The following is a 16,842-nucleotide window of genomic DNA, read 5'->3' as shown; positions in this document are numbered from 1 at the left end:
TAAAGAAGTGCTTTTTTCTTAATTAAACAACACATTTTCTTAGAGAGAAAATCTATAACTGCTGAAAATATTTTATTTATAATAAACTTTCTTAAAATATAATAACATATTAATTTATAATAATAATTTATCTTTTTTCTATATTGTATGAAAGATCCTAATAGCGCAAACCTCTCTTATGTTGAATCAATAAAATTTATCCACTTGTACATCACAAGCGGAGTTAGTTTTATAGATAAAACTACTGAACAAAGGAAACCCTCCCTATGAATCATCTCACGTGCCTAAAGCCATAATAAATTTATGCTCATATATTAAACATCTATTATTGCACTTCTGTACGAATATCATCTCTCAGTTTTATAACGTGAATAAAAAATATAGCTTTTATCAATTTCTTTTAAGTTATTTCTTAAATAAAAGAATCTACTAAAATGATAAATTCTTTTTATCTTTCACAATATCAAAGATATAAATCGTTAATGATTTAAGTTTTAAGAAAAAAATGAATTAAAAATATCATTTTGTTTCTCTATATAACACAACTTAGAGCTATAAAATAGCTCTCTTATCATATTAATGAAACAAGATTTATGATATGAGATGTATCGTCATTAAAATAATTAAACAGATAAAAATAAAAAACTACAAGCACAAAAAATTATGCATAAAAAGAAAACATAAAAAAGATATATGATTTTATTATTTAATATATATATTAAATCTTATATGATAAGAACAATATATAATATCTTATGTGCATAAAATTACTTTATTATAAATAATAATTAAAAACAAAAAATTAAAATATATTTTAAATATTATTTAGTATATAATCTTAATTTCTCTGTATTTATATGAGTAAATTTTTAATTGGCTATTCTTATAGCATTATTTTTTATGAATTTTCTAAACTATACCGTTACGAAAAATTAAGTATTTTTCTATTTTGAATATAATTCAACATAAATCAAATAAATAATTTTTAATTGAATAATTCTTCAACATGAAAACGCATACGATCTATAATATTCTTTTTCTTGTTTGGAAGCATTATATTATGTACTTCTTTAATGGCATTACAAAGCTTAGGTGCACTTTTTACAAACCAATTATCTTCTGTAAGACTATTTTTTATATCGTCAAATATTTGTTTTTCATAACTATAAGAGCCATCTGTTAGTAATTCTTTAATATCCCTGACTAAACTAGGACTTATTGAATTATTTGCGCCTTTAGCCCAACTAAAATCTTTATCTTTCCAATCAAAATCTTTGCGCAAAATAGCACCTATATCACTTTGCAATATATCCGCTAACGTATTGCAAGCAATAATAAATATGAGATAATTTTTCATTATCTCATCATCACCTCCACTTTTCTCATTCATTCCCCATTCATTAAACGTTTGAGTTTTTTTTAAATAATCTTTTGCTTTAATCAACTTTTCTTCATACTCCCCTACTTCATACTCTCTCGCTATATGTATTCTAGAGATAATTTTTTGTTTTTTTTCAGCTAGATCCTGTAATTTCGAACCAAGATTATAATATTCATCCTTCAGAGTTTTCAGTTTTTTATATAACTTATTCCGTTCCTGTAAACGCTCATAGTATTCTGCTTTAGAAATATTTTTTTCCCAAATATCCAAATGAGATATACTTTCTTCAATAAATTGTATGCTCTCTTTAATATTCTTTCTTTTGTTTTTTAAATGTTGGTATTGTTCATCAGAAGATAACTCAGCATAAGCGTTTTTTACGCCATATATTAAAGTGAGTAACAAAAAAACGATAGTTAGACACTTTTGTAATGAAGAAAGCATGCTATCTTTAGCTAAATTCTTTCTAAAAAATTTACAGGAGCTTATTAGCTTATTATATTGAAAGTGCTATTTATTGCAGTTAAACCGTCTAATCTATTTTCTTCATTATATCAATACGTATATAATAACAACCAAATAAATATATAAAAGGTTCTTTATTATAAACTTAAAGTTTATTCAGAATGATTTTATAAAAATGAGTAACAGTTCTGAAACAATAAAGAAATTTTTTAAACAGAATGTTATTCTGCCATTTCGACAAGCTGTGTCATAATATTCGCTGCTCCAACAAGCCTTTCATCCGCTGAGGACCAATCACGAATAAGAGCAATACTTTGATCTGGTCGAATTTTTGCCATTGTACCTTGTTTTCCCACCCACTGAACAAGAGCAACACTATTTGCGAAATAGTTATTACGAAACTGTATGACAATCCCCTTTGGTCCAACATCTAATTTTTCTACATGTGCTTTTCGACACAATGTTTTAATATGAAAGACTTTAAGAAGATGTTGAACCTCAAGGGGCAAAGGACCAAAGCGATCAATTAATTCCGCTGCAAATTCATCAATTTGTTCTAAATCATCAAGTTCTGTTAAACGACGATAAAGTCCCATACGTAATGATAAGTCAGGCACGAAACTTTCTGGTATCATAACTGTTGTACCAAGGGAAATTTGAGGAGACCATTGCTTATCTTCATTTAGCTCTCCATCTTTTAATTCAGCAACAGCTTCTTCAAGCATTTTTTGATAGAGTTCAAATCCAACTTCTTTGATATGCCCCGATTGCTCTTCACCTAAAAAATTGCCTGAACCGCGGATATCCATGTCATGGCTTGCCAATTGAAAACCGGCCCCTAAGGTGTCAAGAGATTGTAACACTTTAAGACGGCGATCAGCAGCAGTTGTTAAAACTTTACCAGCAGGAAATGTAAAGAGAGCATAAGCACGTTGTTTTGAACGTCCTACCCTACCACGTAACTGATAAAGGGCAGAAAGGCCAAACATCTCAGCACGATGCACAATTAGGGTATTTGCTGTTGGAATATCAAGACCTGATTCAATAATGGTTGTTGAGAGCAGCACATCATATTGTCCATCATAAAATGCATTCATGATATCATCAAGTTGTCCAGCCGGCATTTGTCCATGAGCCACAACGAATTTCAGTTCTGGCACATGTGTTTTGAGATATTCTTCTACAAAAGCTAAATCTGAAATACGAGGACAAACATAGAAACTTTGTCCACCACGATAATATTCTCGAAGCAGGGTCTCTCGTATAACAAGTGCATCAAAGGGTGAAATAAAAGTACGAACCGCCATTCTATCAATGGGGGGGGTTGTTATCAATGAAAGTTCACGTACACCCGATAAAGCTAACCCTAAAGTGCGTGGTATGGGAGTTGCTGAAAGTGTGAGAACATGAATATCACTTTTAAGCTCTTTTAAACGCTCTTTGTGTTTGACACCAAAATGCTGTTCCTCATCAATGATAAGAAGGCCTAACCGTAAAAAATTAACTGCACCACTTAATAATGCATGGGTTCCAATGACAATATCGATTGTACCATCTGAAACACCTTTTTTTACTCGTGCAAGTTCTTTCGCTTTTACAAGCCTCGAAGCATGTCCAATTTTAACCGGTAATCCTTGAAAACGCGAAATAAATGTTTTGTAATGTTGACGTGAAAGCAAAGTTGTCGGTACAACAACAGCAACCTGATATCCATTTAATGCTGCAACAAAAGCACTTCGAATGGCTACTTCAGTTTTTCCAAAACCAACATCACCGCATATCAAGCGATCCATCGGCTTGCCTGAGGCTAGATCGTCCAAAACAGCATCAATTGCATTCATTTGATCTTCCGTTTCTTCATAGGGAAAGCAAGCAACAAACTCATCAAATGGTCCAATTGGTGGAAGTAAAGCAGGCGCAGCACGAGTCATACGCTCTGCAGCTATACGGATTAATTGCCCTGCCATTTCCAATAAATGTTTTTTAAGCCGAGCTTTACGTGCTTGCCAAGCAACACCTCCTAATTTATCTAAAGTTACCTCTGTTCCTTCTGAGCCATAACGTGAGAGAAGCTCAATATTTTCAACAGGTAAAAAGAGTAAATCACCTCCAGCATATCTAATTTCAAGGCAGTCTCGTAAAATTCCAGTGGTTCTGATGGTTTTAAGACCAACAAATTGGCCAATACCGTGGTCGATATGCACAATAATATCACCAGAATTTAAAGCAGAAATTTCAGAAATAAAATTTGTATTATTCTTACGCCGCTTTGGCGATCTTATAAAACGATCGCCAAGGATATCTTGCTCTGCAATAATAGCCAAATCTTCAGCCACAAAACCATGTTCTATCATGATAACAGCTGCTAATATGCGATCTCGAGGTGTTGCTTTGACTGTTTGCAAAGATTTTGCAACATCTATTTTTTTCAATCCATGCTCATCGAGAACTTGTAACAAACGATTGAGAGATCCTTCACTCCAACACGCTAAAAGCACTTTTTTACCAGCAGCGCGTAAAGATGCGATATGATCAATAACACTTGAAAAAACATTTTTTTCCTGCGCATTACGCTCTTTTACAAAATCATATCCTTGTTTAACATTTGTGTGAATAACAGTTTGTTCCAAACTTTGTGGAACATTAAAAGGAGAAAAATCAATACGCTGTGAAGATTGTTGCGCACCTTCCAAAACACGCTCTGGCGTTAAATAAAAAAGACTAGGATCTATTGGATGATAAGAAGTAGAATTTTTTTCATCACTTTCGCGCTCTTTGCGTGCATTATAATAGTCTTCAATAAGACGATAGCGCTCAATGAAAACTTCTTCTATGAGATGCTCAAAAACTATCGGTAAATTGCCACAATGATCAAAAAAGCTATCAAGGTTTTCATAAAAAAATGGAAGCCAATGTTCCATACCGGCAAAACGCCGACCTTGAGAAATTGCTTCATAAAGCATGTTATTTTTTTGTGATACACCAAATGTACGGGTATAATTGCTTTTAAAACGACTGATGCGTTCTGGTGTAAGAGCAACCTCACTCATTGCCTGTAATAAAAGTTCAGTTTTTTGGCCTGTTGTCCTTTGACTTTCTGGATCAAATACGCGGATACTTTCTAGGGTATCTCCAAAAAAATCAAGGCGTAAAGGTTCAACATCCATCGGAGAAAAGATATCAAGTATTCCTCCTCTTACAGCAAACTCACCAATATCACGGACAACCGTAACGCGTTCAAAACCATTGGTTTCTAGAAATTGAATAAGATTTCCCATGTTATTGCGCTGGCCAACACGTGCGTGAATAAGCTGAGCTTCTATCATTTCACGAGGAGGCAACTTTTGCATAATTGCATTTGCTGTTGTTAATATAATTGCAGAATATGGATCTTTCCGTAAATTTGCTATGTGTGCCAATGTTGATAGTCGACGTGCCATAACAGCAATTCCTGGTGATACGCGATCATAAGGCAAACAATCCCATGCAGGAAATTGAAGTACGGGTAAATTGGGTTCAATAAAATTTAAAACTTGTTGTAAATGCGCAATTTTTGTTCCGTCACGGACAACATAGAGGAGCGGTTTACCTTGTGCAATTTCTGAACTTAATTTAGCAAGCGCAAAGGCTTCAAATCCATCAGTAACGCCATCTAAAATCATACGAACAGAATTATTTTTGGGAATAACAATTTTTTTAAATATAGGCATTGGAATCAATAACTTAAGCAAAAACGATAATTAGCAATATCACGAAAAAGTGGACTATCGACCTCAGTGGGGGGCAAAATTTCTCCAGTGATCCATGTGAGTAAATCACGGTCATCAAAAGACATAATATACTCAAGCTCAGAGAGCGTTTTATCATTCATCTCAGTGATATGAGCATCAACATAATGCCCAAAAATGAGATCCATTTCACGAATACCGCGATGCCATGCACGAAAAATCAACCGACGACGACGAGCATCTAATTGATTTTTGTCAACGACAAAAACTGTCATAAAAAATCTCCTTGAATAAAGTAATATAAACTATTCAATTAGTCGTATAAAGTTTTTACCTTGCTTTAAGGAAGTTCTATAATCTTTTGTTCTTTAAGTGTAATTCGACGATGCATTTGCTTAGCCAAAGCGTAATTATGTGTTGCAATAAGAGCAGAAAGACCAGACTGACGAACAAGGATAGATAAAGCTTGAAAGACATAAGCTGAAGTTACTGGATCAAGATTTCCTGTAGGTTCATCAGCCAAAAGAACCGAAGGGCCATTTGCTACTGCACGTGCAATAGCAACACGTTGTTGTTCTCCTCCCGATAACTCTGAGGGACGATGGTTCGCACGATGAGAAATACGCAGATACGTTAATAATTTGCACGCACGATCTTCTGCTATGGATTTTTTTAATCCTGCTATCATTTGCGGTATCATGACATTTTCTAACGCCGTAAACTCTGGAAGTAAATGATGAAATTGATAAACAAAACCAATATCATTTCGTCTTATAGCTGTTCGCTCACTATCAGAACGCTTTGCACAAGAAACACCTCGTAACATCACATCACCAGCGGTTGGTTTTTCTAATAATCCAGCAATATGAAGAAGTGTTGATTTTCCAGCACCAGATGGTGCAACAAGTGCAACAAGCTCTCCACGATTAAGAGTAAAATTCGCTTTATCTAAAACAATGAGCGGCTTATGACCCTCGAAAAAGTGTCTTTCAATCTCTACAAGCTCTAAAATAGCTGTCATTATTCATACCTCAAAGCTTGTACGGGATCTAGCTTAGCAGCACGCCATGCCGGAATGAGAGCAGCAAGAAACGACAAGAATAAAGCCATCATAGCAACCAAGATGGTCTGTTTCCACTCAATTTGTGCAGGCAATTTTGTTAAAAAATAAAGTTGAGGATTAAAAACGTCGACATTAAATAACCAAGATATAAAATCTTGGATATGATTAATATTCGCGGTCGCGATAACACCTAAAACTAACCCCAATATAGTTCCAATAAAACCAATCATCATTCCTGTAATGATAAATATACGCAAAATCGCACTCTGTTGAGCCCCCATCGTGCGTAAAATTGCAATATCATGACTTTTATCTTTTACAAGCATAATCAGCCCTGAAATAATATTTAAAGCAGCAACAAGAACGATCAGAGAAAGAATGAAAAACATAACATTTCGTTCAATCTGTAAGGCTGAAAAAAAAGCCTGATTGCGTGTACGCCAATCAATTAAATAGACCTGTTGATCAACTGCTTTTTCTACAACAGGTTTTATTTGATCAACAGCATCAGGATCATTTAGAAATAATTCTAAAGACTGAACCTTATCTCCCAAATTAAAAAACATTTGTGCTTCATGGAGAGGCATAAAGATAAATATTGAATCATATTCAGACATACCAACTTCAAAAATAGCAACGACTTTATAAGCTTTCACACGTGGGGTAACGCCAAAAGGAGTCTCATCACCATCTGGAGTAATAATACGAATATCTCTTCCAACTGTCAGTCCTAATTTTTCTGCTAAGCCACTTCCAATTGCAACACCTTCTTCTTGATCAAACCGAGAAATCGATCCTAATTTAATGTTTTGAGAGACTGTTTTAAGCTTTTCTAGATCTTGTTTGCGCATACCACGAACTAACGCGCCAGAGCCACCTTGAACTTCACCTTGAACAAGCGCTTGACCTTCAATAACAGGTAAAGCAAACTTCACACCATTTGTAGTTTCTAAAGAAGAAATAAGAGTCTTATAATCAGAAAAACCAGAATCAACTGTTTGAATAATAAGATGCCCATTCATACCAAGAATACGATTGAGAAGTTCTGTACGAAAGCCATTCATCACCGCCATAACAACAACCAGAGCAAATACCCCCAACATAATCCCAATAAGAGAAATAATTGAAATAACAGATGCAACGACATGTTTTTTATTGGGAATCATATAACGAAAAGCGATCATCCACTCATAAGATGAAAAGCATTTGTTTTTCAGCCTCTTCATAATATTTCCTATTAAATTATAGAAAGTTGGCTGAGCACATCTTCAACCTTTAGAGATTTTTTTATTCCTGTTTTTCGATCTTTAATTTCAACTTCATTTTGTGCAATGCTGTTAGGACCAACAATGATTTGCGTTGGCAAACCAATCAAATCCATTGTTGCAAATTTTGATCCAGGGCGTTCATTTCTATCATCTAATAACGGATCAAAACCAACCTTCTTTAATCCCTGATAGAGAAACTCACATGCCTGTGTGCATTTTTCATCATCGGGCTTCATATTGATAATCCCAAAATCAAACGGTGCCATCGACTTTGGCCAAATAATACCATTTTCATCATGAGAAGCCTCAATAGCGGCCGCAACAAGACGCGAAGGCCCAATACCATAAGATCCCATAGAGACCACATGCTCTTTTCCATCTTGTCCCATAACTTTTGCTCCCATTGGAGTAGAATATTTAGTACCAAAGTGGAAAATATGCCCTACTTCAATACCACGCGCTGAAAGACGATTATGATCAGAAACTTTAGCCCACTCCTCTTCATTATGCATTTCTTCCGTTGCTGCATAAAAAGATGTCCATTGCTTAACAATATCATCTAAAACAGCTTTATCACTAAAATCGATTGAACTATCAGGAATGGTAAGTTCAAGAAATTGTTTATCACAGAAGATAACACTCTCTCCTGTTTCAGCCAAAATGATAAATTCATGACTGAGTTCCCCCCCTATTGGACCTGTATCTGCACGCATAGGAATTGCTTTTAAGCCAAGGCGAGAAAAAGTGCGTAAATAAGCAACAAACATACGATTATAAGATGTTTCAGAGCCTTCATAATCAAGATCAAAAGAATAAGCATCTTTCATTAAAAATTCTCGTGCTCGCATCACACCAAAACGTGGACGAATTTCATCACGAAATTTCCATTGAATATGATATAAATTAAGCGGAAGATCTTTATAAGAACGAACATAAGAGCGAAAAATATCTGTTATCATCTCTTCATTGGTTGGACCGTAAAGTAAATCACGCTTTTGACGATCTTTAATGCGGAGCATTTCCAAACCATAATCATCATAACGACCGCTTTCACGCCAAAGATCAGCAGACTGAATTGTAGGCATCAATATTTCTATTGCACCCGCACGTTCTTGCTCTTCACGAATAATTTTACAAACTTTATCAAGCACTTTTTTTCCCAAAGGAAGCCAAGAATAAATCCCTGATGTTTGTTGTCGAATCATTCCAGCGCGCAACATGAAGCGATGAGAAACAATTTCTGCTTCTTTAGGATTCTCTTTTAAAAGTGGAAGGAAATATTGAGAAAGACGCATTGAAATAATTAACTCCTAATCAGATATATCATATCGGAACAATTTATCACACCCTCTATTCATCTATAGCCGCATTCTGAATACTTGCAAATATAACGATCTTATCATTTAAAAATTTATTGTGCTTTATTCTCTATTTTTCTTATTTAGCAATAAAATAAAAATGCTCTTCTCTTTTTTAATAACGTAATAGAAAAGTTCTTTTATTTTGACCGATGTAAAAAAACTGTACAGATAGGTTTTTTTTGCCAAATTTCATGAACAGCCGCTCTTACTGCACGTCGTGTTGCCTCTCGAATAAGTTCATTATTTTTCTGTTTCATGCGTGGGATATTATAAACTGTGTTTTCTACGATATCTAAAAGAATATCTTTTAAACTTTCCCCCTTTCCATTACTTTCAGGTAACCCGAATGTTGTTAGACCTATATCCCCTAATAATTCATGCTTACTATTTATATGGAGAGAAATAGTAACATGACCAGCATAACTTAGTTTACGGCGTTCACGAATCCCTAATTCATCTTCATCTCCAATTAAGCAACCATCCTTATAGATGCGGCCAACAGGAACTTGATCAATAACTTCTACAGGCTCTGGTGCAAGACGTAACATATAGCCATTTCTGATATCCATAACAGTTTTAATACCCGCTTGACGTGCTAAAATTGCCTGAGCCTTAAGATGCATTGCTTCCCCATGTACAGGGACAAGTATTTGTGGCTTTATCCAATCATACATCTGTAAAAGTTCTGAACGACGGGGATGACCTGAAACATGAACAAGTGCATCTTCATTCGTAATAATTTTAATACCCAAATCAATGAAACGATTTTGTACCTCAATAATCGCTTTTTCGTTTCCTGGAATACTTCGTGATGAATAAATAACGGTATCACCAGCGGAAAGTGCAATATTTTTCATTCCATCACGTGACAGTTTAGCCAAAGCAGCACATGGCTCACCTTGGCTCCCTGTGACAATTAAAACAAGATCTTTTCGCGAGATGTAGCCATAATCATCTTCCGTTACAAATGGTGCTAAATCATTCATATAACCAAGCTCTTGTGCAACCATAATACTTCGCTTAAGGGAACGCCCAATGACAAGCACCTTACGTCCAGCAGCTTCAGCTGCAAGAGCAATAGAACGTATCCGACCAATATTAGAAGAAAAAGTTGCTATCGCAACGCGCCCTTCAGCTTTAGAAATAATCTCTGAAAGACTGGCTTGAACTTGCTGTTCTGAAGGAGAGATACCATCCCGACATGCATTTGTGGAATCACAAAGTAATGCTAAAATACCTTTTTTGCCTAAAGCACGAAATCTTTTTTCATCGGTTACAGCCCCGAGTGAAGGGGTATGATCAATTTTCCAATCACCAGTATGAATCACAGTCCCCAAAGAGGTTGTAATTGCTAAAGATACAGATTCTGGTATTGAATGGTTAACGGCTATAGCCTCTACAGCAAAGGAACCTACCTGAAAACAATCACCAGCTTGAAAAATATTGAGTAAAATTTTTTGAGATTCAAAATCTAATTGTTTTTTAGTTTCCAATAATCCTGCCGTAAAAGGCGTACAGTAAATTGGTACTTGTAACTTTGGACATAAATCAAGAACGGCCCCATAATGATCTTCATGTGCATGTGTTAAAACAAGACCCCGTATATTGTGTTTTTCACTTTCTAGAAAACGAATATCAGGCAAAACAAGATCGACACCTGGTAATTCAGAACCAGCAAAACTAACCCCCATATCAACCAGCAGCCATTCACGAAGACTTTGGGGACCAAATCCGTAAGCAGCTAAATTCATCCCTATCTCACCTACACCTCCCAGAGGTAAAAAAACAAATTCATTCTTATTGGCTGCAACCATAAACATCTCCCAAATCATTAAGGTATTTGATGATAAAATAATTTTTCAACAACGGCCTGCATTAGACAGAATCAGCCAAACCAAAATGAACATCCCCAGCTGTTATAATTGCTGTCTGACCGTCTTTTTGCTTTATGATGCAGTTAAAATCACTATCAAGACCATCAAAAATACCCTCAATGACTTTTTCATCATTCACCACTTTGACATATTTCCCAAGATGAGCGGAGTATAAAAGCCATTTTTTTCGGATTATTTCACATCCTTTTGGTTGTTTCCAAAGAAGGTAATTTTTAGAAAAACACTCCGTCAAAACCGTAAATAATTGTTCTGCATCAATATGCAAACCGATATTCTTTAAGCTTGAAGTGGAATAGGGCGCATCTTCATAATTATATTTCACATTTATTCCAATACCAATAACCAAGGCATATTGTTGTGATGACAATTTTAAAATCTCAAGCAAAACTCCAGAGCTTTTTTCTCCTCTGAGCAAAATATCGTTTGGCCATTTTAAGCTCACAATATTGTTTGTCTGCTTTTCCTCTTTTATCAATTGTTTTATTGCCTCTGCCACACTTACTCCAGCAACAAAACCAAGTTGAGCCGCAGTTTGATGAACAATATCATCAATTAATAAAAGACTAGAATAAAGGTTCCCTTTTGGACTAGACCAAGTCCTCCCTCTTCTTGCTCTTCCCTGTGATTGTTCTTGTGCAACAATCCAAAGATTACCTTGATGACCAGTTTGCGCTTTTCGTTGCGCAATGAGATTTGTTGAATCAACACTATCGTACGCTTCAACAGTGTATCCCTGTTTTTGTGCAAAATCTGATAAAGTATAAACCATATTCATTAAAACAATGCTGTTGCTGCTTTTTCTGCTAGCTCAGCGAACCAAACTCCAAAAAGCGCGTAAAATAAAATAAAGAATACAGAAAGACCAAGACAAAATTGAAGCTCTTTCGATAAAGCAACAAAATGCGCTTGTGCATCATCAAACCACATAATTTTAATGACTCGCAAATAGTAAAAAGCCCCAACGACAGACGTTATCATCCCAACGACAGCAAGTGGCGTAAGTCCAGCGTGGACAGCAGCGGAAAAGGTATACCACTTTCCAAAAAAACCAGCCATAGGTGGTATACTGGCTAAAGAGAAAAGCTGTATTGTCATCACAACAGCCATAAACGGATTCGTCTTTGCTAACCCTGAAAGATCATAAATATTTTCAACATTTCCATTCTGAGAGCGCATTCCAAGAATAAAGGCAAATGAACCAAGCGTCATTCCAAGATAAATAGTCATATAAAGGATAACACTTTTTATCCCAAGCATATCTCCAGCAGATAAACCAACAAGTGCATACCCCATATGACTGATCGACGAATAAGCCATTAAGCGCTTAATATTATTCTGACCGATTGCAGCAAAAGCACCCAGTATCATTGATGCAATCGCCATGAACACCAAAATTTGTTGCCATGCAGGCATCACGTTATCAACACGCCCTAGGGGAATAAAGGTCACCACAATAATACGGATGATTAAAGCCATTGCAGCAACTTTAGGGGCACCAGCAAAAAATGCTGTAATCGGTGTGGGCGCTCCTTCATAAACATCAGGTGTCCACATATGAAACGGAACAGCAGAAATTTTGAAAGCCAAACCAGCTAAAATAAAGACAATTCCAAAAATGACCCCCAATTGTACATTTTTGCCTTTTAAAGCAAGAGCAATTTCGTGAAAACCAATTTGACCGGTAAAACCATAAAGCAAAGAAATACCATAAAGAAGCAAACCTGAAGATAATGCTCCTAAAACAAAGTATTTTATACCGGCTTCAGAAGATTTTACATTATTACGATTAATCGCTGCTAAAACATATAAAGCTAAAGATTGCAGCTCTAACCCCATATAAAGCGACAGCATATTACCCGCTGAAATCATAAACATCATTCCAAGGGTTGCTAAAAGAACAAGTACTGGAAACTCAAATATATTAAACTTTTGTGCATTGGCAAAACCAACAGACATGATAAGAGAAAAGAGTGCACCAATAAGCATTAAAATTTTCATATAACGACTAAAGGAATCGATAACGAGCGCATTGGTTTGAAATGAACCATTTTTCGGAAAAATTATAAGAATAATAATGGTTGCCACAAGAATTGCTATGGCTAAACCTGTCACTGTTAAAGAAGCACGTGTATTGGAATAAACACCAATCATAAGCAGCACGACAGCTCCTAATGCAATTAAAAGCTCTGGAAGAATTAAGACTAATTGCGCTATTATTTCAGTTTGCATGTGCATTCTTCCCTTATCTAGTGCAGTTTATTGATGAGGGTTTCTACGGAAAACGCCGTTGCCTTAAGAATAGGCGTTGGATAGATACCAAAGAATATTGTAAGAATAACCATTGGATAAAGGAGAAATTTTTCTCTTAAAGAAAGATCTATTAATACTTTTAAATTCTCTTTATCCAAGGAACCAAAAACCACACGCCGATAAAGATAAAGGGCATAGGCTGCCGATAAGATAACACCTGTTGTTGCTAAAACAACAACCAATTTATTTACTTGAAAAACACCTATTAAGGTTAAAAATTCACCCAAAAATCCTGAGCTTCCAGGCAAACCAACATTTGCCATGGTGAAAATTAAGAAAACAACAGCATATTTAGGCATATTATTCACTAAACCACCAAACGCTGAAATTTCACGTGTATGCAAGCGATCATAGATAACCCCAACACAAAGAAACAATGCTGCTGAAACAATTCCATGGGATAGCATCTGATAAATAGCCCCTTGTATCCCCTGTTCATTCGCAGCAAAAATACCCATCGTTACATATCCCATATGCGCTATTGAGGAATATGCAATAAGTTTTTTGATGTCACTTTGAACAAGTGCAACCAGTGATGTATAAATAATAGCGATAAGCGATAATGTGAAAACAAAAGGCGCAAAATCTGCTGAAGCGATAGGAAACATAGGCAAAGAAAAACGAAGAAAACCATACCCACCTAATTTAAGTAAGACACCAGCTAAAATAACAGAACCCGCTGTCGGTGCTTCTACGTGAGCATCAGGGAGCCATGTATGAACTGGCCACATTGGCATTTTAACTGCGAAAGAAGCAAAAAATGCAAGCCATAGCCATATTTGCATATGAGCAGGAAACTGATAATTGAGTAAAGTTGGTATATCAAGTGTCCCAGCCTCCCAATACATAACCATAAGAGCAACCAGCATAAGCACTGAACCAAGTAAAGTATATAAGAAAAACTTTATACTTGCATAAACACGACGTGCTCCTCCCCATACACCTATAATGATAAACATTGGAATGAGGCTGCCTTCAAAAAAAACATAGAATAGCATTGCATCAAGAGCACAAAAAACACCAATAATCGCAACTTCTAGAAGAAGAAACGCAATCATATAGGCTTTTAATCTTTCTTTAACATTCTCCCAACTTGCTAAAATACAGAAAGGCAAAAGAAAAGCCGAGAGAACAACAAAAAGAATAGAAATACCATCGACCCCCATATGATAGCTAATACCCCCCCCTAACCAACTGGATTTTTCAACCATTTGAAAATTTTGGTTGCTAGAATCAAATCCTATCCAAATAATTAAAGAAATAATAAAAACAAATAGAGTCGTAAAAAATGCGACATTACGTATATTATGGCGTGCTACTTCACTATCATCTTTGATAAACAAAATCAGAAGAACACCAACAAGCGGCAAAAATGTAACCGTAGAAAGAATAGGCCAATCGGTCATTAGTTTACGCCCCCGATCATCATCCATGTAATGAGCAATGCAACGCCGATAAGCATTGCAAATGCATAGTGGTAAAGATAGCCTGTTTGCATTCGAACAACTCTATTTGTAATATCAACAACACGCGCTGCAATACCATTGGGACCTAGACCATCAATAATCTTACCGTCTCCCACTTTCCAAAGAAAAGAACCAATTCTAAAGGTAGGACGAACAAATAAAAAGTTATATAATTGATCGAAATACCACTTTTGGTAAAGAAAGTGATACACTCCTGGCATAATACGCGCCATTTTCTTGGGAAGAGAGGGAGCCACAATATAAAATAAATAAGCCAACATAAACCCAAGAATCATTGCTATAAAAGGCGACCATTTTACCCAATTAAAAACATGGTGAGCATCATGAAGAATATGATTATGGCTGCTTGTAAATAATGCTCCCTTCCAAAAAGCATTATACAAGTCACCAAAAAAGTAAGGTTGGAAAACGACACCAGAAAATATTGCTCCAATAGATAAAAGAAAGAGTGGAATCAACATAACTGGAGGCGATTCATGAACATGATGCATCACATCAACTGTTGCCCGTGGTTTACCATGGAATGTCATAAAGATAAGTCGCCATGAATAGAAACTTGTTAAAAAGGCAGCAAAAACAAGAAGATAAAAAGCATATCCTGAAGCAATATTATGAGATGCAAAAGCAGACTCTATAATCGCATCTTTTGAGAAAAAACCTGCAGTCCCGAAAAGTGTTCCTGGAATTCCAACACCGGTCAAGGCAATGGTCCCGACCATCATCATCCAATAGGTGACCTTTATATGTTTGCGTAACCCACCCATTTTTCGCATATCTTGTTCATCAGATACAGCATGAATCACAGAACCTGCACCAAGAAACAATAAGGCTTTAAAAAAAGCATGCGTAAAAAGATGAAAGACAGCAGCGCCATAAGCTCCAACACCTAATGCCACAAACATATAACCAAGTTGAGAGCATGTAGAATAAGCAATAACACGCTTAATATCGTTCTGCACCAACCCCACAGTTGCTGCAAAAAACGCTGTTGTTGCACCAACAATAATAATCACGGTCAAAGCAGTTGAAGAAAGTTCAAAAATTGGCGACATACGCGCAACCATAAAAACACCAGCCGTTACCATTGTAGCGGCATGAATAAGCGCTGATACAGGGGTTGGTCCTTCCATTGCATCAGGCAGCCAAGTATGTAAAAGAAATTGTGCGGATTTTCCCATCGCACCAATAAATAATAAAAGACATGTAATGGTAATTGCCGTCTGCCCATCAAATTGCCAATCTAAAAATGTCATATTTTGTATAAAGCTCTTGTCGGCAGCTTTTGCAAAAATAGAGGCAAAATCAACCGATTGGAACAAAACAAAAATACTAAAGATTCCTAAGAGAAAACCAAAGTCTCCAACACGGTTAACTACAAAAGCTTTCATTGCGGCCTTATTAGCAGAATCGCGCTGAAACCAAAAACCAATGAGTAAATAAGAAGCAAGTCCGACACCTTCCCATCCAAAAAACATCTGAATCAAATTATTGGATGTGACCAACATAAGCATCATAAATGTAAACAAAGAAAGATAAGAAAAAAAACGAGACCTTGAAGGGTCATGGTGCATATAACCAATTGAATAAATATGCACCAATGCCGAAACACTGTTTACAACAATAAGCATGACAGCTGTTAATGTATCAACATGTAAAGCCCAATTAAAGCTTAAGTCACCAACAGTCATCCAATGTAATACCAATACATCAATCGCTGGAATATGACCAAGTGCAATACTGAAAAATGCTATCCACGATAATATGGCAACAACAACCATAAAGCTACATGTTATCAATTCACTCGCACGATCTCCTATCGTTTTTCCACCTAGTGCAGCAATTAAAAAACCCAAAAGCGGAAGAAAGACAATCGTATAATACATC

At 35.9% G+C, this 16,842-nt stretch carries 10 protein-coding genes and 1 pseudogene; all 11 read right to left on the bottom strand.

The window, feature by feature from the left end; genetic code table 11:
• Positions 1-985: 985 nt before the first annotated feature.
• Positions 986-1,825, bottom strand: a complete 840-nt coding sequence (locus tag ACFINM_RS04540) for a hypothetical protein (protein ID WP_375640735.1) — start codon at positions 1,823-1,825, stop codon at positions 986-988.
• A 242-nt stretch (positions 1,826-2,067) separates the two neighbouring features.
• Positions 2,068-5,556, bottom strand: coding sequence for a transcription-repair coupling factor (mfd, locus tag ACFINM_RS04535; protein ID WP_375640730.1), 3,489 nt, complete (start codon positions 5,554-5,556; stop codon positions 2,068-2,070).
• Positions 5,557-5,561: 5 nt separating this feature from the next.
• Positions 5,562-5,849 carry a succinate dehydrogenase assembly factor 2 gene (locus tag ACFINM_RS04530; RefSeq protein WP_375621232.1) on the bottom strand — a complete coding sequence of 96 codons (288 nt, stop codon included), beginning with the start codon at positions 5,847-5,849 and terminating at the stop codon, positions 5,562-5,564.
• 65 nt (positions 5,850-5,914) lie between these two features.
• Positions 5,915-6,595: an ABC transporter ATP-binding protein gene (locus tag ACFINM_RS04525; protein WP_375640725.1), complete on the bottom strand. Its 681-nt coding sequence runs from the start codon at positions 6,593-6,595 to the stop codon at positions 5,915-5,917.
• Positions 6,595-7,863, bottom strand: coding sequence for a lipoprotein-releasing ABC transporter permease subunit (locus tag ACFINM_RS04520; RefSeq protein WP_375640720.1), 1,269 nt, complete (start codon positions 7,861-7,863; stop codon positions 6,595-6,597). Before ACFINM_RS04520 ends, ACFINM_RS04525 begins: the two co-directional genes overlap by 1 nt.
• A gap of 11 nt (positions 7,864-7,874) precedes the next feature.
• Complete coding sequence (gene proS / locus ACFINM_RS04515) at positions 7,875-9,200, bottom strand: proline--tRNA ligase (RefSeq protein WP_375640715.1); 1,326 nt, start codon at positions 9,198-9,200, stop codon at positions 7,875-7,877.
• A 203-nt stretch (positions 9,201-9,403) separates the two neighbouring features.
• Positions 9,404-11,080, bottom strand: a complete 1,677-nt coding sequence (locus ACFINM_RS04510; protein ID WP_375621228.1) for a ribonuclease J — start codon at positions 11,078-11,080, stop codon at positions 9,404-9,406.
• Positions 11,081-11,125: 45 nt separating this feature from the next.
• Positions 11,126-11,936, bottom strand: a pseudogene (locus tag ACFINM_RS04505) (biotin--[acetyl-CoA-carboxylase] ligase).
• A complete protein-coding gene (nuoN, locus tag ACFINM_RS04500; RefSeq protein WP_375640709.1) occupies positions 11,936-13,390 on the bottom strand; it encodes an NADH-quinone oxidoreductase subunit NuoN in 1,455 nt (484 codons plus the stop codon). Before nuoN ends, ACFINM_RS04505 begins: the two are co-directional and overlap by 1 nt.
• A 17-nt stretch (positions 13,391-13,407) precedes the next feature.
• Positions 13,408-14,877 carry an NADH-quinone oxidoreductase subunit M gene (locus ACFINM_RS04495; protein WP_273791287.1) on the bottom strand — a complete coding sequence of 490 codons (1,470 nt, stop codon included), beginning with the start codon at positions 14,875-14,877 and terminating at the stop codon, positions 13,408-13,410.
• Complete coding sequence (nuoL, locus tag ACFINM_RS04490) at positions 14,877-16,841, bottom strand: NADH-quinone oxidoreductase subunit L (RefSeq protein WP_375629783.1); 1,965 nt, start codon at positions 16,839-16,841, stop codon at positions 14,877-14,879. The genes ACFINM_RS04495 and nuoL overlap by 1 nt, the downstream gene beginning before the upstream one ends.
• Position 16,842: the final 1 nt, after the last annotated feature.

This window comes from Bartonella sp. AA168HLJHH (assembly GCF_042197365.1).
Classification (GTDB): domain Bacteria; phylum Pseudomonadota; class Alphaproteobacteria; order Rhizobiales; family Rhizobiaceae; genus Bartonella.
This window is presented reverse-complemented; position numbering and strand designations above follow the sequence as displayed.